At 55.9% G+C, this 16,820-nt stretch carries 22 protein-coding genes and 1 tRNA gene; 10 read left to right on the top strand and 13 right to left on the bottom strand.

The window, feature by feature from the left end:
- Position 1 precedes the first annotated feature (1 nt).
- From C4K38_RS10490 to C4K38_RS32275, 3 genes are all read left to right on the top strand, one after another.
- Positions 2 to 355: a four helix bundle protein gene (locus C4K38_RS10490; protein WP_053278227.1), complete on the top strand. Its 354-nt coding sequence runs from the start codon at positions 2 to 4 to the stop codon at positions 353 to 355.
- Between the two features lie 212 nt (positions 356 to 567).
- A complete protein-coding gene (locus C4K38_RS10485) occupies positions 568 to 1,767 on the top strand; it encodes an RNA-directed DNA polymerase (protein WP_081001451.1) in 1,200 nt (399 codons plus the stop codon).
- A gap of 504 nt (positions 1,768 to 2,271) precedes the next feature.
- The gene (locus C4K38_RS32275; RefSeq protein ID WP_155772919.1) at positions 2,272 to 2,412 is read left to right on the top strand and encodes a hypothetical protein; all 141 of its coding nucleotides are present in this window, start codon (positions 2,272 to 2,274) and stop codon (positions 2,410 to 2,412) included.
- On the opposite strand, the gene C4K38_RS10470 is transcribed toward C4K38_RS32275, so the two are convergent.
- Positions 2,404 to 2,637 carry a hypothetical protein gene (locus C4K38_RS10470; protein ID WP_053278347.1) on the bottom strand — a complete coding sequence of 78 codons (234 nt, stop codon included), beginning with the start codon at positions 2,635 to 2,637 and terminating at the stop codon, positions 2,404 to 2,406. The genes C4K38_RS32275 and C4K38_RS10470 overlap by 9 nt on opposite strands.
- A 306-nt stretch (positions 2,638 to 2,943) precedes the next feature.
- The gene (locus C4K38_RS10465; protein ID WP_081364263.1) at positions 2,944 to 4,098 is read right to left on the bottom strand and encodes an HBL/NHE enterotoxin family protein; all 1,155 of its coding nucleotides are present in this window, start codon (positions 4,096 to 4,098) and stop codon (positions 2,944 to 2,946) included.
- A gap of 288 nt (positions 4,099 to 4,386) precedes the next feature.
- Between C4K38_RS10465 and C4K38_RS10460 the strand changes: the two genes are divergently transcribed.
- The 5 genes from C4K38_RS10460 to C4K38_RS10445 all read left to right on the top strand — a co-directional run bounded on the left by C4K38_RS10460 (position 4,387) and on the right by C4K38_RS10445 (position 7,125).
- A complete protein-coding gene (locus C4K38_RS10460; protein WP_053278224.1) occupies positions 4,387 to 4,749 on the top strand; it encodes a hypothetical protein in 363 nt (120 codons plus the stop codon).
- A complete protein-coding gene (locus C4K38_RS10455) occupies positions 4,746 to 4,931 on the top strand; it encodes a hypothetical protein (RefSeq protein ID WP_124345267.1) in 186 nt (61 codons plus the stop codon). The genes C4K38_RS10460 and C4K38_RS10455 overlap by 4 nt, the downstream gene beginning before the upstream one ends.
- 61 nt (positions 4,932 to 4,992) lie before the next feature.
- A complete protein-coding gene (locus tag C4K38_RS10450; protein ID WP_053278223.1) occupies positions 4,993 to 5,370 on the top strand; it encodes an ASCH domain-containing protein in 378 nt (125 codons plus the stop codon).
- A 286-nt stretch (positions 5,371 to 5,656) separates the two neighbouring features.
- Complete coding sequence (locus C4K38_RS32535; protein WP_231998557.1) at positions 5,657 to 6,073, top strand: hypothetical protein; 417 nt, start codon at positions 5,657 to 5,659, stop codon at positions 6,071 to 6,073.
- The gene (locus tag C4K38_RS10445) at positions 5,974 to 7,125 is read left to right on the top strand and encodes a tyrosine-type recombinase/integrase (RefSeq protein WP_231998622.1); all 1,152 of its coding nucleotides are present in this window, start codon (positions 5,974 to 5,976) and stop codon (positions 7,123 to 7,125) included. Before C4K38_RS32535 ends, C4K38_RS10445 begins: the two co-directional genes overlap by 100 nt.
- An 82-nt stretch (positions 7,126 to 7,207) precedes the next feature.
- Here the strand turns inward: C4K38_RS10445 and C4K38_RS10440 are convergent.
- The 9 genes from C4K38_RS10440 to thrS form a co-directional block, all read right to left on the bottom strand.
- Positions 7,208 to 7,284, bottom strand: a tRNA-Pro gene (locus tag C4K38_RS10440).
- A 91-nt stretch (positions 7,285 to 7,375) separates the two neighbouring features.
- Positions 7,376 to 7,732 carry a MerR family transcriptional regulator gene (locus C4K38_RS10435; RefSeq protein ID WP_007920509.1) on the bottom strand — a complete coding sequence of 119 codons (357 nt, stop codon included), beginning with the start codon at positions 7,730 to 7,732 and terminating at the stop codon, positions 7,376 to 7,378.
- Complete coding sequence (ihfA, locus tag C4K38_RS10430; RefSeq protein WP_002553164.1) at positions 7,713 to 8,015, bottom strand: integration host factor subunit alpha; 303 nt, start codon at positions 8,013 to 8,015, stop codon at positions 7,713 to 7,715. The genes C4K38_RS10435 and ihfA overlap by 20 nt, the downstream gene beginning before the upstream one ends.
- Before the next feature lie 3 nt (positions 8,016 to 8,018).
- Positions 8,019 to 10,397 (bottom strand): phenylalanine--tRNA ligase subunit beta, encoded by a 2,379-nt coding sequence (pheT, locus tag C4K38_RS10425; RefSeq protein WP_053278221.1) that lies wholly within the window; start codon positions 10,395 to 10,397, stop codon positions 8,019 to 8,021.
- Positions 10,398 to 10,433: 36 nt separating this feature from the next.
- Positions 10,434 to 11,450: a phenylalanine--tRNA ligase subunit alpha gene (pheS, locus tag C4K38_RS10420; RefSeq protein WP_007920512.1), complete on the bottom strand. Its 1,017-nt coding sequence runs from the start codon at positions 11,448 to 11,450 to the stop codon at positions 10,434 to 10,436.
- A gap of 109 nt (positions 11,451 to 11,559) precedes the next feature.
- Positions 11,560 to 11,916, bottom strand: coding sequence for a 50S ribosomal protein L20 (gene rplT, locus C4K38_RS10415; protein ID WP_007905879.1), 357 nt, complete (start codon positions 11,914 to 11,916; stop codon positions 11,560 to 11,562).
- Positions 11,917 to 11,946: 30 nt separating this feature from the next.
- Positions 11,947 to 12,141 carry a 50S ribosomal protein L35 gene (gene rpmI, locus C4K38_RS10410; protein WP_002553160.1) on the bottom strand — a complete coding sequence of 65 codons (195 nt, stop codon included), beginning with the start codon at positions 12,139 to 12,141 and terminating at the stop codon, positions 11,947 to 11,949.
- A gap of 60 nt (positions 12,142 to 12,201) precedes the next feature.
- Positions 12,202 to 12,753, bottom strand: a complete 552-nt coding sequence (gene infC / locus C4K38_RS10405; protein WP_169914426.1) for a translation initiation factor IF-3 — start codon at positions 12,751 to 12,753, stop codon at positions 12,202 to 12,204.
- Positions 12,753 to 14,675: a threonine--tRNA ligase gene (gene thrS, locus C4K38_RS10400; protein WP_053278220.1), complete on the bottom strand. Its 1,923-nt coding sequence runs from the start codon at positions 14,673 to 14,675 to the stop codon at positions 12,753 to 12,755. Before thrS ends, infC begins: the two co-directional genes overlap by 1 nt.
- Positions 14,676 to 15,060: 385 nt before the next feature.
- On the opposite strand from thrS, the gene C4K38_RS10395 reads away from it, so the two are divergent.
- Together C4K38_RS10395 and C4K38_RS10390 are read left to right on the top strand one after the other, a co-directional pair.
- Positions 15,061 to 15,360, top strand: a complete 300-nt coding sequence (locus tag C4K38_RS10395) for a hypothetical protein (RefSeq protein ID WP_007920518.1) — start codon at positions 15,061 to 15,063, stop codon at positions 15,358 to 15,360.
- A gap of 293 nt (positions 15,361 to 15,653) precedes the next feature.
- Positions 15,654 to 15,866 (top strand): cold-shock protein, encoded by a 213-nt coding sequence (locus C4K38_RS10390; RefSeq protein ID WP_003179963.1) that lies wholly within the window; start codon positions 15,654 to 15,656, stop codon positions 15,864 to 15,866.
- A gap of 73 nt (positions 15,867 to 15,939) precedes the next feature.
- Here C4K38_RS10390 and C4K38_RS10385 read toward each other — a convergent pair whose 3' ends face one another.
- Together C4K38_RS10385 and C4K38_RS10380 are read right to left on the bottom strand one after the other, a co-directional pair.
- The gene (locus C4K38_RS10385) at positions 15,940 to 16,251 is read right to left on the bottom strand and encodes an I78 family peptidase inhibitor (protein ID WP_025804144.1); all 312 of its coding nucleotides are present in this window, start codon (positions 16,249 to 16,251) and stop codon (positions 15,940 to 15,942) included.
- Positions 16,252 to 16,411: 160 nt separating this feature from the next.
- Complete coding sequence (locus C4K38_RS10380; RefSeq protein ID WP_053278219.1) at positions 16,412 to 16,717, bottom strand: hypothetical protein; 306 nt, start codon at positions 16,715 to 16,717, stop codon at positions 16,412 to 16,414.
- Between the last annotated feature and the right edge of the window lie 103 nt (positions 16,718 to 16,820).

Raw genomic sequence — 16,820 nt, 5'->3', positions numbered from 1 at the left:
GATGGCCCTGCATACACAGTTAGAGATCCATAAGGTGGCCGAAGAGTTGTTCGGCATGGCACTCAGCTTGGTTCGCCATATTCCGCGCGACCTGAAACAGGTTGCCGGCGGCAAGATTCGGGATGTGTGTCTTGAGGTTCTGGTGCTGATCGGTAGAGCGAATATGGCTCGAGACAAGCGCCCGTATCTCACCGAGGTCATCGAAAACATCTGGATGCTCAACTACCTGTTCAGGGCGTTATCCGAAAACAGCGCCATCAGCCGCGGCCAACATGCCAAAGCGATGAAGCTCACGGCCTCCGTAGGCCGACAGGCGAACGCCTGGAAGAAATCCGCAACCGCGCCCGCTGCTTGAGGGTTACGGCTCTCCTGCCTGTGCGCTGAATCTGGTCGTGCCGCTGGCCCTTGGGCCACCGCCATGCGCATCAGAGATACCGCCGATCTAAAGCGTTCGGGCTGGTCTCGCGCAGTTTCTCTGCTGATCGGCATCGCCTTCGGCAGAGCGACGTAGATAGCACGACAGGTCGCAGTACTCAGCCAACAACGCCTACAACATGGACTTCGAAGATGGCTGGCTCAACAACAACGACAAGAACAACGAGCGCGTGGTGCGCCCTGTCCGCAGAATCAAGTGTTGCTCCCTTCCAGTTCGAGGATCTCGTCCAGGCCTACTACGATTGCCGCCGGCGCAAGCGGAACACCGCAAGCGCCAGGCGATACGAGCAGGACATGGAGATCAACCTGCTGGAGCTTTACGACGACCTGATAGCCGGCACTTACCGGCCAGGCCGGTCTATCTGTTTCGTCGTGACTCGGCCAAAGGCTCGCGAGGTGTGGGCCGCGGACTTCCGCGACCGGATCGTGCATCACCTGCTGTACAACCACATCGGCCCCGCTATCGAGCGCAGCTTCATAGCGGACAGCTGCGCTTGTATCCCCGGTCGCGGCACGCTGTACGCCGCAAAGCGCCTTGAGTCGAAGATAAGGAGCGCCAGCCAGAACTGGTCGAAGCCGGTCTACTACCTGAAATGCGACCTGGCCAACTTCTTCGTGGCGATCAACAAGCAGGTGCTGCTCGAGCAGCTGGCCGCCAGGATCACCGAGCCTTGGTGGCTGGCACTGGCTGAGCAGATCCTGATGCACGACCCGCGCGAGAACTACGAAGTCCGCAGCCCAGCGCACCTGTTCAACCGGGTGCCGCAGCACAAGCGCCTCACCGCGCAGCCTGCGCACCTGGGCCTGCCGATCGGCAACCTGTCGTCGCAGTTCTTCGCGAATGTGTACCTGGATGCGCTGGACCAGTTCGCAAAGCACACGCTCAAGGCGCGCTACTACATCCGCTACGTCGACGACTTCGTCTTCCTGCACGAATCGCCGCAGCAGCTGAACGAGTGGCTGACTCAGGTTGAGAAGTTCTTGCCAAGGCTCGGCGCAAAGCTGAACCCCACGAAGACGATCCTGCAACCGGTCGACCGCGGCGTGGACTTCGTCGGGCACGTGATCAAGCCCTGGAGGCGAACTACCCGGAAGCGATCAGTTGCCCAGGCACTGAAGCGCACAGCTGCAGCACCTGCCGAGGATCTGCGCGAGACCGCAAACAGCTACTTCGGCTTGCTCGGCCAGGCCAGCCACAGCCAGAAAGACCGGGCCGCGCTGGCGCGGGCTGTGCTAAAGCGAGGATATACAGTCAACGGTGCGCTGACGAAGACTTATACAAAGGGAGTCGGCGATCGTGACCAACCCCAAGCCGAGAAAGAAGGCTCCTAGGGATTTCAGCATTCACGGAAAAATACACCCAATGCCCAGACCCATCTGCCATGGGTTCGTTGCTCGCAATGTAGAGCGCCACCTCGCTCTCAGACATTTGAAGATCCACGGACAGCTCGCGCTGAGTTAGTTTCCGAATCTCGCTCATCAGAACACTCCTTTGTTCCGGCCCCGTGCCGTGCCATCAATCAATAGCCCACAAACACACAACACGCCAGCCGGCGAGGCAGGCGCACGCCTGGAGGTCAACAATGCCTACCCCCCCCTCCGCATCAAGCGGATTGATCTGTCGCGCCCTCGCATCCGTAGGCGCGTTCTGCGGGCCCTGAAAAGGAGCTACCAGCTCACCGGCGGGCCGATCACCAGGGCCTGGCTGTGCACACCTGGAACCCTGACCTTCAAGCTCGGCGAATGGCGTGGGCACTACAACGCAAAGAATGAATGGGTGCCGCTATGACACCTCATGAATTCATCGAGAAGAATGTCCACGACGAGCTGCGCAAAATGAAGTTTAAGGAATCGGTGTGCTTCACTGTAAGTCGCGATGCCGTCGACTACTACCGCCAGCGCAGCATGTTCAGCAAGAGTGTTGTGCTCGACGTGCTGGCTTGGTCGAAGAAGCGCGCCAAGGAGCTATCACGCTGAACGCTCGGCCAGCAACTTCGCCCCAAGCGCCCGGCCGGCCTGCTGAGCCAAGCCCCGGTCGGTAAAGGTGCGATCGCCAGCAACAACCGGCACCACCACTTCCCCGCCGCGCTTCACCTCGACGTTGATCCTCCAGGTCTCTCGGCCTTCCTCGTCTTTCTCGCACTCCATGTAGTTCCAGAGCTGAAATCCTTCCAGCTCGTCATAGATATCGTGCTTTGTCATGGGCCTACCCGCTTTGAGGAAGGCACCATCGTAGCACCTCAACTGCCCGGGCATCGCCCGGCAAGGACTCCCCATGCCCACAGAAACCCAACACCTGGAACAGCGAGTAGCTGCCCTTCAGTCCGACCTGAACGTTACTTCCGGGAATCGATGCCATGAGTAAGGTTATGCTCAAACCTACGGTAGTTCTCGCTGAGGGTTTTGCCCGGATCACCGCTGAGCGCAACACCTTCTAAAAGTAGCTGAGCGGACCCGGAGCCAATTGAATCAAAACAACAATAAGCGACGGGCCATCCAGACTTTTAATCAAATAAATAGTTCGTCAATACTAATCATCTTAGCCGCCTCGACAGCCGACTGCACCTGCGCTGAAGACATACCGAATTCAAGATCAGCGTCACTAATCCCCAACGGCACATCCATTGACTCTGCTTGACTATAAATCGCAAGCCATTCTTTTTGAGCTTCTTCTAGATCGTTGCAAACCAAATTATATTTACTAAACTCACTATTACTCAAAGCAAGGTTAATTTCGTCTACTTCATTACTTATCTCACCACCGAGAATTTTCCAAGCATCTTGAACATTGTATAGGTTCTGCTTGGCAACCTCTGACTCAACAGCCAGATCCGTGTAGATCCCAGAAGTGACCTGCAGAGTTGAAATATCTAATGTATAGTCACTCATATTTTTAGTTAATTCTTCTATTTTGCTGTTGCACGATTTTATTTTCGAACCATCAAGCGCAATATAAAAACCAGCCACAGCCACAGCTGGCACAAGAACGATCCACGTTACAAGACCAAATAGACCTGCAGCAGAGACCGCAGCCGCACCAAGACCAATAAGGGCAGTTTCAGCACCGCCTAGAGCAATAATAGATTTCGTTAGACGAGTTATTTCCTGCTCCAAATCAGAAATGCTCATTTTAAGCTGATCAATCTGCCCCTGATCATATTTAACTCCCACGGTACAATCAGCAGCAGCAGCATTTAACTGAGCCGCTATTTGTGGCAAATCATTTTGTGTACCCTCCAACAACTCTAGCGTACGCTGAACCTCTTTAGACTCATTACCAAACAAATACTTTAGCTGATTAAGACTTTTACTGAGATTACCAGGAGCGTAATGATCTTTAGGATTAGCAATCAATTGCCTAGTTGCTGTTATCGCATCATCAAAAGCCTGACCCACTTGCCCTTTATCTTCAAGTATATAACCAGGAACATTCATTAAATCCACTAGAACCTTGTTATTCCAATTCTCCGCCCTCTTCCTTGCCTCAAGTAAATCCTTCTTAAAATCAGATATATTAGGGAGCGGATTTATACAAACAGGCGACTCCTGCTTTGAAACAGTCACCATATAACGAGTAATCGAATCGACGGTAACCTTATACGCCGCCTGCGCGGCAGTGAGCCTCTGTGAGTTCAATCGAATTACATTTGCAAGAGATGACATCTTGATAGCTCCTTTTTATTAAAACATCCATTACAGCGAAAATACGCAATAAAAAACATCAATTCAAGCCATGAGAAAGTAACTCATAAGATCAAAAAGAAATAAAGCCCGACCAGTTAATTTCAAACTCAAAAAACTCCTACCCTGCAATGTAAGAGCTTCACTATAACCAGCGTCATGTAATAACTACTAATCCCGTAGGGATTCGCTCAGCCGAATGTACTGCTAAGTCTGGCCTTACTCCCTCCCACTTCAAGTCAGTCGCAGCTTCTGCGGCAAGGACAAGTCATGCCTGAAGAAAATGAAATCCAGAACTGGGACGGCGAAGGCCTGCCGCCTGTTGGGACGCTGTGCGAGTCTCGGCGACCAAACACGAACCTTGTGTGGAGGCCGGCGACGATCCTTTGCCTGGGCGAGAAACGTGCTTTCTTCCGCGATGGCGAGGGTAACGAGTTGTCTCGCAGCTTCGAGGAAGTCGAGTTCCGACCGGCGCGCACGCCCGAGCAGATCGCGGCAGAAGAGCGCAGAAGTGCTATTGATACCCTTGCTGATGAGTTGGCGGGGTATCAAGGGTGCGAGGCGAAGGACAGGCATCAGAACCTTGCCCTGTACCTGCATGACCAGGACTACCGCAAGCAGGTGGCGCCATGAGCCGAACAGTCATTCTTACAGGCTATGCCGTGGTGAAGTTCCGCAAGGTCATGACCGACATGGACGAGGACGAGATCGAACAACTGCATAAGCTCCCCGACCTCGCCGGCGGCCAGATCGACGAGGAAGACCTGAGCGACATCGAAGACATCCAGCATATCGATGTGGAGGTGGCGCCATGATCCTGCTCTCCCTCCCCGCACTGCTCTTCATTGGCTGGAACATCTACCGAGGGCCGAAGCGATGAAGGCATTGAGCATTCGCCAGCCATGGGCCTGGCTGATCCTCCACGGCGGCAAGGACATCGAGAACCGTTCCTGGCACACGAAATTCCGCGGGCGGTTCCTCGTGCACGCAGCTCAGGGCATGACCCGCAACGAGTTTACCCAGGCGCTGCTGTACTGCCATGACCGCGGCCTGCCAATGCCCGACCGTAGCGACATGCAGCGCGGCGGAATCATCGGCTCGGTTGAGCTGGTCGATAGCCTCGATACCAGCGACTCGCCCTGGTACATGGGTCAGAAAGGCTTCCTGCTGCGCGATCCGAAGCCGCTGCCGTTCGTGCCGCTCAAGGGGCGGCTCGGTTTCTTCGAAGTGCCTGACGAGCTGATCACGCAATAGGAGTTCGCCCCAGCCCGCAACGCAGTCGACGGATAGCCAGGACAACGGACTGGGCGAACGCTGAAACCATAGCCGCCCGCAACGCCGGCAACCATCAGACCTTTCCGAAAAAAACCTACCTAAATCTGAACTGGCGCCCGTACCGGCCACAGCGCATTCGCCCCTTTACAAGTGCACTGGGCCGGCCGAGCGGCGCAACTCTATCCATAGCAGCGCCGCATGTCCCGAACACAATTCTGAATAAACCTGAAGCCGGCCGCCAGGCGCGGCATGGAGACAAATACCCATGGCAAATGCAACTGCTGCTGTGCAGTCCGGCCTGCAGCCGCGGTTCCTTCGCGCGAAAGATGCGCCTGGCTACCTCGGCATGTGCAAGGACGAATTCAAGAACACCGTAAGGCCTCACGTCCGCGAATTTCCTATTGGGAAACAGGGCGTTGGGTTCGATCGCCTGGAACTGGACGCATGGGCCGACGCCTACATCGAGTCTATGGCAATTGAAAAGGCCGCAAATCAGGACAACAATCGCCCTCGCAGCGAGCGCCAGGGCAAGAAGGAAGGAGAATTGCCGTGGCCCAAAAAGCAATCACAGGCCTCCAGCAAATGCCGAACGGCATCTGGAAGATCGACAAAAAGTACAGAGGAGAGCGAATTCAGGAGAGTACTGGCACTAGTATCCGCGCCGAAGCAGAGCAGTACCTGATCCACAAGCTGGAGCAGTTGCGCCAGCAGAAAGTGTATGGCGTTCGGCGGACCAGGACATGGCGAGAGGCGGCGACCCGCTTCCTGCTGGAAGTAAAGGACCAGGCCTCAATCCACATTTCAGCTACTTATATGGAGCAGCTGGACCCATTCATTGGGGATATGCCGCTCACCCATATCGATGATGACGCGCTCGCCCCGTACATCCAGTCGAAGCTGCACCCGACCGAGGGTAAGCCTGTCACCAACCGGACGGTGAACATTGCGCTTCAACGAGTGATTCGAGTGCTGAATCTTTGTGCGCGGAAGTGGCGGGATGAAGAGCGCCGGCCATTGCTCGATGTTGTGCCGATGATCTCTCTGCTGGATGAGAAGACGAACAGCCGAAAGCCCTACCCGCTTTCATGGGAAGAGCAGTCGATCCTGTTCGCCGAGCTCCCGGCGCACCTTCAGACCATGGCCTTGTTCAAGGTCAACACGGGATGTCGGGAGCAAGAAGTTTGCAAGCTTCAGTGGAATTGGGAGATTGCGGTACCGGAACTGGGAACGAGTGTGTTCCTGATCCCAGCAGGATTTGGCGGAAGAAGCGCCAGGTCTGGAGTGAAGAACCGAGACGAGCGCCTGGTCGTTTTAAATGATGTGGCCAAGTCGGTGATCGAGAAGCAGCGCGGCAATCATCAGCTCTACGTGTTCCCGTTTGGCAAGCCAGATGGCGAGGGGAATGAAACGACGGTTCACCGCATGAATGACTCGGCCTGGAAGAAGGCGCGGGTCCGATCGGCGAAGAAATGGCAGGAGAAGTTCTTGCGGCCGGCACATGACGGCTTTGCCAGAATCCGCATACACGACCTGAAACACACCTTTGGGAGAAGGCTACGTGCAGCAGGCGTGACTGAGGAGGATCGGAAAGCATTGCTCGGCCACAAGAATGGCAGCATCACCAGCCACTACTCGGCGGCGGAACTGGATCAGCTCATTACGGCAGCAAATAAGGTATCAGCAACCGACTCGCGCGCACCAGCGCTGACGATTCTGAAAAGGAGGGAGGCATGAAGAAAAAGTCCAAGGTCACTCGAAAAGTCACTATGGCACAAACAACAAAGCCGCTCGAAAGCGGCTAAGTCATTGAAAAATATGGTCGGGACGGAGTGATTCGAACACTCGACCCCTAGCACCCCATGCTAGTGCGCTACCGGACTGCGCTACGCCCCGACTAGGCGTGTTACTGGGTTCGCTTCTTAACGAAGCGCTCAAGAATATATCGCAAGCTTTTGAAATATGGAAGTATTTTAAAAGCTGAAAATTACTTCTTGAGTACCACCAGAACGTCCTCCAGTTCGGAGATCATCTGGCGGATCAATTGCTTGTACTGGGTGGTGTCGTCTTTGGCTTCATCACCGGAAAGGCGCAGGCGCGCTCCACCGATGGTGAACCCCTGATCATAAAGCAACGCGCGGATCTGCCGGATCATCAGCACGTCCTGGCGCTGATAATACCGGCGATTTCCGCGGCGCTTGACGGGGTTGAGTTGAGGAAACTCCTGCTCCCAATAACGCAGCACATGCGGTTTGACCGCACAGAGCTCGCTGACTTCGCCGATGGTGAAGTAGCGCTTGCCCGGAATGACCGGGAGCTCGTCGTTATGACTTGGTTCCAGCATAAGCCTCAACTCGGGCCTTCAACTTCTGCCCTGGACGAAAGGTGACCACACGGCGTGCCGTGATCGGGATTTCTTCACCCGTCTTCGGGTTACGGCCAGGTCGCTGGCGTTTATCCCGAAGATCGAAGTTACCGAAACCGGACAGTTTGACCTGTTCGTTATCTTCGAGAGCGTGCCTGATTTCCTCAAAAAACAGCTCGACCAATTCCTTGGCCTCACGTTTATTCAGGCCCAGCTCTTCGTAGAGACGTTCGGCCATTTCAGCTTTCGTCAGAGCCCCCATACGTCACTTCCTTAACGTGGCGTTCAACCTTTGTTCGAGCGAGGTGAGGATATTTTGCGTCGTGGAGTTCACCTCATCGTCATTAAGAGTGCGCGATGGATGCTGCCAGGTCAAGCCAACTGCAAGGCTTTTTCTATGAGGATCAATGCCTTTACCCTGGTACACGTCAAACAACCTGAGGTCTGTCAGCCATTCGCCTGCATTCTCACGGATTACATCCAGTACCGCACTGGCAGCAACATCGCGATCAGCCAGCAAGGCCAAGTCACGACGCACTTCAGGAAAGCGCGACAACTCGTGGAATTCAGGCATTTTTCCCGAAGCTACTTCGGCCAGAACCAGCTCGAAAACGAAAACCGGACGATCGAGACCGAGGGTTTTCGACAATTCAGGGTGGATAGCGCCAATATAGCCAACCAGGCGACCTTCACGCTCGATCCGCGCAGTTTGACCCGGATGCAACGCAGGGTGCTTGCCAGGCGCAAAAGTGAAAGCATCGAGTGCGCCGGCAAAGCCCAGTACCGCTTCCACGTCAGCCTTGACGTCAAAGAAGTCCACAACGTCGCGACCTTGTGCCCAACCTTCCGGTAGACGAGTGCCGCATACCACACCGGCCAGCATCGGCTCTTGCTTCAAGCCTTCCAGTTGACCGACGAAACGCAGACCGCTCTCGAACAGACGGACACGGTCCTGCTGACGGTTCAGGTTGTGCTGAAGCGCCTTGACCAGCCCCGGCCACAGCGACGAACGCATGGCAGCCATGTCGTTGGAAATCGGGTTGGCCAGCAACAGCGGCTCGACACCTGGATTAAACAACTCGAACTGTTTCGGATCGATGAAGCTGTAAGTAATAGCCTCCTGATAACCACGGGCCACGAGCAAACGACGCAGCTCAGGCAGATCGCTACGAGCTTCGGCCTTGGCTTGTGGAGCCAGACGCGCTTGTGGGTAGCGAACCGGCAGGCGGTTGTAGCCGTACAGACGGGCCAACTCTTCGATCAGATCGACTTCCAGGCTGATGTCGAAGCGATGGCTTGGCACTTCAACGCGCCACTGCCCTGCTCCATCGGCGGAAATCTTCAGGCCCAGGGCACCGAGCAGACGCTCGACTTCCGACGCGTCGATTTCCATACCCAGCATCTGGGTGATGCGCTCGGCACGCAGGGTGACTGGAGCGATCGACGGCAGGTACTGCTCGCTGACCGCTTCGATGATCGGGCCGGCTTCGCCACCGGTGATCTCCAACAACAGGCCAGTGGCACGCTCCATGGCTTCACGGGCAAGCTGCCAGTCCACACCACGCTCGTAGCGATGCGAGGCGTCGGTGTGCAGACCATAGGAACGAGCTTTACCAGCGACAGCAATCTGGTCGAAGAAGGCACTTTCCAGGAAAACATCGCAGGTAGTCGCAGTTACACCACTGTGTTCGCCACCCATGACACCGGCAATCGCCAGAGCGCGGGTATGGTCGGCGATAACCAGGGTATCGCTGCGCAGGGTCACTTCCTGGCCATCCAGCAAGACCAGCTTCTCACCCTCTTCGGCCATCCGTACACGGATGCCACCGTTGATTTCAGCGAGATCGAAAGCATGCAGCGGCTGCCCCAGCTCCAGCATCACGTAGTTGGTGATGTCCACGGCCGCATCGATGCTGCGTACATCAGCACGACGCAGGCGCTCGACCATCCACAGCGGGGTCGGCTTGGACAGGTCGACATTGCGGACAACCCGGCCCAGATAACGCGGGCAAGCCGCGGGCGCCAGCACTTCAACCGGACGCACTTCGTCGTGCGCAGGCGCAACGGATAGCACCACTGGACGGGTGACTGGTGCGGCATAGAGCGCGCCAACTTCACGAGCAAGGCCCGCCAGAGACAGGCAATCACCGCGGTTCGGGGTCAGATCGACCTCAATGCTGGCATCGTCCAGCTCCAGGTACTCACGAAAATCCTTGCCTACCGGCGCATCGGCCGGCAACTCCATCAGACCGTCATTGCCCTCTCCCACCTGCAGCTCTACCTGGGAACACAGCATGCCGTTCGATTCGACGCCGCGCAGCTTGGCCTTCTTGATCTTGAAGTCGCCAGGCAGCTCAGCACCGATCATGGCGAAAGGGATCTTCAGGCCCGGACGCACGTTTGGCGCACCGCACACGACCTGGAAGGTTTCCGCGCCATTGCTGACCTGGCAAACGCGCAGCTTGTCGGCATCGGGATGTTGCTCGGTGCTCAGCACCTCGCCCACCACCACGCCACTGAAAACACCGGCGGCCGGCGTCACGCTATCGACCTCAAGACCGGCCATCGACAGACGAGCAACCAGCTCGTCGCGACTTACCTGCGGGCTTACCCAGCCGCGCAGCCATTGTTCACTGAATTTCATCCTGCTCTCCTGAAAGATTCGTTACGGGCGTGCGACCTAGCGAAATTGCGCGAGGAACCGCAAGTCGTTGTCGAAGAACAGGCGCAAGTCATTCACGCCGTAACGCAGCATGGCCAGACGCTCGGCGCCCATACCGAAGGCAAAGCCCTGGAACTCTTCCGGATCGATCCCGGACATGCGCAGCACGTTCGGGTGAACCATGCCGCAGCCCATGACTTCGAGCCAACCGGTCTGTTTGCAGACACGGCAGCCTTTACCGCTGCACATCACACATTCCATGTCGACTTCGGCGGACGGCTCGGTGAACGGGAAGTACGAAGGACGGAAACGCACCGCCAGTTCTTTTTCGAAGAACACCCGCAGGAACTCTTCGATGGTCCCTTTGAGGTCGGCGAAATTGATGTCGCGGTCGATCAGCAAGCCTTCGACCTGGTGGAACATCGGCGAGTGGGTGATATCGGAGTCGCTACGGTACACACGGCCTGGGCAGACAATGCGGATCGGCGGCTGCTGCGATTCCATGGTGCGGACCTGTACCGGCGAGGTATGGGTGCGCAACAGCATGTTCGCGTTGAAATAGAAGGTGTCATGCATCGAACGGGCCGGGTGGTGGCCTGGGATGTTGAGCGCCTCGAAGTTGTGATAGTCGTCTTCGACCTCGGGGCCTTCGGCGATGCCGTAGCCGATATGGGTGAAGAACTGTTCAATACGTTCCAGAGTCCGGGTCACAGGATGCAGACCGCCGGAGACCTGGCCGCGGCCAGGCAGGGTCACATCGATGGACTCAGCGGACAGTTTGGCAGCCAGCTCGGCTTCTTCAAACAAAGCCTTACGCGTATTGAGGGCCTCTGTAACACGCTCCTTGGCAACGTTGATCAGGGCGCCGACCTGCGGACGCTCCTCTGCCGGTAAATTCCCCAGGGTCTTCATCACCTGAGTCAATTCACCCTTCTTGCCAAGGTACTGAACCCGGATTTGCTCCAGGGCATTGATATCTTCAGCGCTTTGCACAGCCTCTAGTGCTTGAGAGACCAGCGCATCCAGGTTTTCCATGTACAGACTCCAGATACAAAATAGGGGAAGAGCTTGTAGGCTCTTCCCCTATTTATGACGTTTAACACCTGAGCCCACAGAGGTGAGCCCGGGTGACTGTCGGGGGTACTTAAGCCAGAGTGGCTTTAGCTTTCTCGACAATCGCAGCAAACGCCGCTTTTTCGTTCACTGCCAGATCAGCCAGAACCTTACGGTCGATCTCGATGGACGCTTTTTTCAGGCCGGCGATGAAACGGCTGTAGGACAGACCGTTGATACGAGCACCAGCGTTGATACGGGCGATCCACAGAGCGCGGAACTGACGTTTTTTCTGACGACGGTCACGGTAGGCGTATTGGCCTGCCTTGATTACCGCTTGCTTGGCAACACGGAATACGCGGGAACGCGCGCCGTAGTAGCCTTTAGCAAGTTTCAGAATTTTTTTGTGACGTTTACGGGCAATGACGCCACGCTTTACACGAGCCATGAGTTACTTCCTCTATTCTTGATCCAAAAATTAACGAAGGCGCAGCATGCGCTCGACTTTTGCCACGTCAGACGGATGCAGCAAGCTGCTACCGCGCAGTTGACGCTTACGCTTGGTCGACATTTTGGTCAGGATGTGGCTCTTGAAAGCGTGCTTGTGCTTGATACCGTTAGCAGTTTTCAGAAACCGCTTAGCAGCACCACTTTTGGTTTTCATCTTTGGCATGTTCGGATACTCCGCATTCAGTTGATAAACATAATCAGAAGGCCTGCCGTGCCCTGTTGATTACTTCTTCTTTTTCGGGGCGATGACCATGATCAGCTGGCGTCCTTCCATCTTAGGATGCTGTTCGACCGAACCGTACTCTTGCAGGTCAGCTTCAACCCGCTTGAGGAGTTCCATCCCCAGCTCCTGGTGGGCCATCTCACGGCCGCGGAATCGCAAGGATACCTTGGCCCTGTCCCCGTCACTCAGGAAACGTACCAGGTTGCGCAGTTTTACCTGGTAATCCCCTTCCTCCGTCCCTGGACGAAACTTGATTTCTTTTACCTGAATCTGCTTCTGGTTCTTCTTCGCCGCGGCAATCTGCTTCTTCTTCTCGAAGATCGACTTGCCGTAGTCCATCACACGGCAAACCGGTGGGACTGCGTCGGCGGAGATTTCCACCAGATCAAGCTTGGCTTCTTCAGCAATACGAAGCGCTTCATCAATCGAGACGATGCCAATCTGCTCGCCGTCAGCGCCAATTAACCGAACCTCGCGTGCCGAGATATTCTCGTTGATCGGGGCTTTCGGTGCAGCTCGTTTATCTTGTCTCATTTCACGCTTAATAATAATTACTCCGAATCTGGGCGACCACGCCGGGAAACCGCTTGTGCAAGGAACTCCGAGAACTGAGCGACGGGCATCGAGCCCAGGTCGGCACCTTCACGGGTACGCACAGCGACAGTCTGCGTCTCGACTTCCCGATCTCCAATAACCAAGAGATAGGGAACCTTGAGCAAAGTATGCTCGCGGATTTTAAAGCCGATCTTTTCATTTCTCAAGTCAGACTTGGCACGAAATCCGCTTTGGTTGAGGGTTTTTTCCACTTCGAGGGCAAAATCTGCCTGTTTATCAGTGATATTCATCACCACCGCCTGGGTCGGAGCCAGCCACGCAGGGAATGCCCCTTCGTAATGCTCGATCAAAATCCCGACGAAACGCTCGAAGGAACCGAGGATCGCCCGGTGCAACATCACCGGATGTTTACGGCTGTTATCTTCGGAAACGTACTCGGCGCCCAGACGGATCGGCAGGTTGAAATCGAGCTGCAAGGTACCACACTGCCAGACACGCCCCAGGCAGTCTTTCAGCGAAAACTCGATTTTCGGACCGTAGAACGCCCCTTCGCCCGGTTGCAGGTCATACGGTAACCCGGCGCTATCAAGCGCGGCGGCCAAGGCATTTTCAGCGCGATCCCACAGCTCGTCGGAACCCACACGCTTTTCAGGGCGGGTGGAAAGCTTCATTTCGATGTCCTTGAAGCCGAAATCGGCATAGACATCCATGGTCAGCTTGATGAACGCGGCGGATTCGGCCTGCATCTGCTCTTCGGTACAGAAGATATGCGCATCGTCCTGGGTGAAGGCACGCACCCGCATGATGCCGTGCAATGCACCGGACGGCTCGTTACGGTGACAAGCACCGAACTCGGCCAGGCGCATCGGCAGCTCGCGGTAGCTTTTCAGGCCCTGATTGAATACCTGCACGTGGCATGGGCAGTTCATCGGCTTGATGGCGTAGTCGCGGCTTTCCGACTCGGTGGTGAACATGTTTTCGGCGTAGTTGGCCCAGTGCCCGGACTTCTCCCACAGGCTGCGATCGACCACCTGCGGAGTCTTGATCTCCAGGTAGCCGTTGTCGCGCTGAACCTTGCGCATGTATTGCTCGAGCACCTGGTACAGAGTCCAGCCATTCGGATGCCAGAACACCATGCCCGGCGCTTCTTCCTGGGTATGGAACAGGCCAAGACGCTTGCCGATCTTGCGATGGTCGCGCTTCTCAGCTTCTTCGATACGCTGGATGTAAGCCGCCAGTTGCTTCTTGTCCGCCCAGGCGGTGCCGTAGACGCGCTGCAGTTGCTCGTTCTTGGCATCACCGCGCCAGTAGGCGCCGGACAGCTTGGTCAGCTTGAAGGACTTGAGGAAGCGAGTATTCGGCACATGCGGACCGCGGCACATGTCGACGTATTCTTCGTGGTAGTACAGGCCCATGGCCTGTTCGTTCGGCATGTCCTCGACCAGGCGCAACTTGTAGTCTTCGCCGCGAGCCTTGAACACTTCGATCACTTCGGCGCGCGGAGTGACTTTCTTGATGACGTCGTAATCTTTCTCGATCAGCTGCTGCATGCGCTGCTCGATGGCCGCCAGATCGTCCGGGGTGAAAGGACGCTCGTAGGCGATATCGTAATAGAAGCCTTCATCGATCACTGGACCGATAACCATCTTCGCAGTCGGATACAGCTGCTTGACCGCGTGGCCAACCAGGTGAGCGCAAGAGTGGCGAATGATCTCCAGCCCCTCTTCATCCTTTGGCGTGATGATTTGCAGGGTCGCGTCGCCGTCGATCAGATCGCTAGCGTCGACCAGTTTGCCATTGACCTTGCCGGCCACGGTGGCCTTGGCCAGACCTGCACCAATGGATGCGGCGACCTCGGCTACGGAAACCGGATGATCGAATGAACGTTGACTGCCGTCGGGAAGAGTAATAGTGGGCATGGCGCCTCCTCTCCTAGTGGTGACCCCTACCAAAGGTCACGTGGGTTGGGATGAGCCAGTACGCGGTTCGATCCAGGCCGTTCGTGACGAACGCCTGCCTCACAGTGGCAGGAGCCTTGCGGCCAACCGGTAAAACGAACCAGAGTGACTGGAGTTCAAATCAAAAAATAGAGGCATAGACCGCGGTGGGATTGAAACTCGCCCAGAGCCTGAAAACACCCAAGCCGGGCATGCTAGCACAGATGAACGGTCATCGCGCCGTACTTCCCACCGGGAGCAGCTTAACAGCGCTTTCTAAACTAGAAAGTGAACTTGATGTGTACGCACGGTCTCAAATACACCGAGAATCGCCATTCTTGTACCAAATCCCAGGAGAGCTCGACTCATGCGCCTCACCCAACTATTCGCCCTTGCCGCCCCTTTCGCCCTGCTGCTGCCATTGAGCGCGCAAGCCGCCTGGCCAGCCGGGGTACGTGCCGAATACATGAAGGATTGCACGGCTGCCGCCAGCCAGAGCGTTGATGTGAAAAGTGCGGAAAAGCACTGCGCCTGTGGTGCGGACAAGCTCAATGAGAAGTTCACTACCGACGAAATCAAACAACTCATGAGCAAGCAGACTCAACCAGATCCGGCGCTGAGAGCCAAGGCGCTGGACGCCATTGCCGCTTGCCGGGTGGTGAAATAAGTCTTTAAAGCGTGAGAGAGGACCTTGATTCAGGCTTGATGCGATCTGAAAACAGGCCTTTTTTCACAATTTACGCAGCTTTTACGGCTTTTTTTATCACCGAATATTTTCGGTGAAAGCCCCTTAAACCGGGGCTTTCAGCCGATCGGAGCAACAAAACGGACTCAACCACCTGGGAATCCGCACGTCCGGGGGGCTCCCAAGTCGAACATTTCGACTATGATAGCTCGGTGTGCCCAGTTGGCCTGAGCAGCACAGTACTACTGAAAATATATGTTTCTTGGAGATACACCATGTCTAATCGCCAAACCGGCACCGTAAAATGGTTCAACGATGAAAAAGGCTTCGGCTTCATCACTCCTCAAGGTGGCGGTGACGACCTGTTCGTACACTTCAAAGCTATTGAAAGCGACGGTTTCAAAAGCCTGAAAGAAGGCCAGACCGTTTCCTTCGTGGCTGAGAAAGGCCAAAAGGGTATGCAAGCTGCACAAGTTCGTCCTGAGTAATTTCTCAGCGAGCTAAAAAAACCCCGTCCATGTGACGGGGTTTTTTATGCAAGATGCAAAAGCGCCGACAAGATCAGCCGCAGTTGACCCGGGTGACCACCAGGTTGGTATCGGTGTTGAGGTTCAGCCGATCGGAACGGTATTCCAGGGTGATCATGTCATTCGGCTTGAGAATACGGGCGTTCTGCGCGCCTGCGCGAGTACGCGCCTGCTCCAGCAGCTCGGGCGAAGCTTTTTTGCCGATGGCGAACTCGGCCGCCTTAGCCTCACAGCGGCTATGGCCGCTCTCGGTCGCTACCGGATCCTTATCCGGTGAAGAAGTGCTGCACCCTGCCAAAACGACTGCAGCCAACAAGGTACCGAATGACGCGAGCTTCCAAGGCATGAAGCCTCCTTTTCAAAAATAAGCAGAGATAGTGCGACAACCGCTCTGACTATTGGTTTCACAAACGGACTGGCCAATGGCTCCTGGCCAGACAGCGGGCAAGTCTGCATCAGGTACGGCCACGTTTTCATGCAGCAATCGTGACCGGATATGAACAGCCTCAGTAAATATCGATGTAATCGAACGGTGGTTTCGGCCAGTTCTGTTTCAATGCGTTAAGAATCTGCGTCACCCAGACCTCATCGCTGGCCGCTACCAGCCCGACATAACCGGAGCCGGCAGCCCAGGTTTCCAGCCTGAACAGCAGGCCGTCGATGTCCGCGCCACCGACCACGCCCGACGAGATATAGGCAATGCCCGTCTTGGTCACTCGCAGCTGGGTATGCACATCGTCACTGGCCGATGCCAGCAACTGGCGCACCGCCTCGGAGGTCAAGGCATCAGGGTTGTTCAAATCGATCTGCACACTGGCACCCTTTGAAAACAGACAATGACCAAGTGTCGCACAGCCCTCCCCTCATGCCTAAGTCGGAGTGCGAAAAGCCCGCCAAGGTGTTTAACTCTACAAG

It is taken from the genome of Pseudomonas chlororaphis subsp. piscium (assembly GCF_003850345.1).
GTDB classification, from domain to species: Bacteria; Pseudomonadota; Gammaproteobacteria; order Pseudomonadales; family Pseudomonadaceae; genus Aquipseudomonas; species Aquipseudomonas piscium.
The sequence above is the reverse complement of the archived record's forward strand: the minus strand, read 5'-3'. Positions and strand labels throughout refer to the sequence as shown.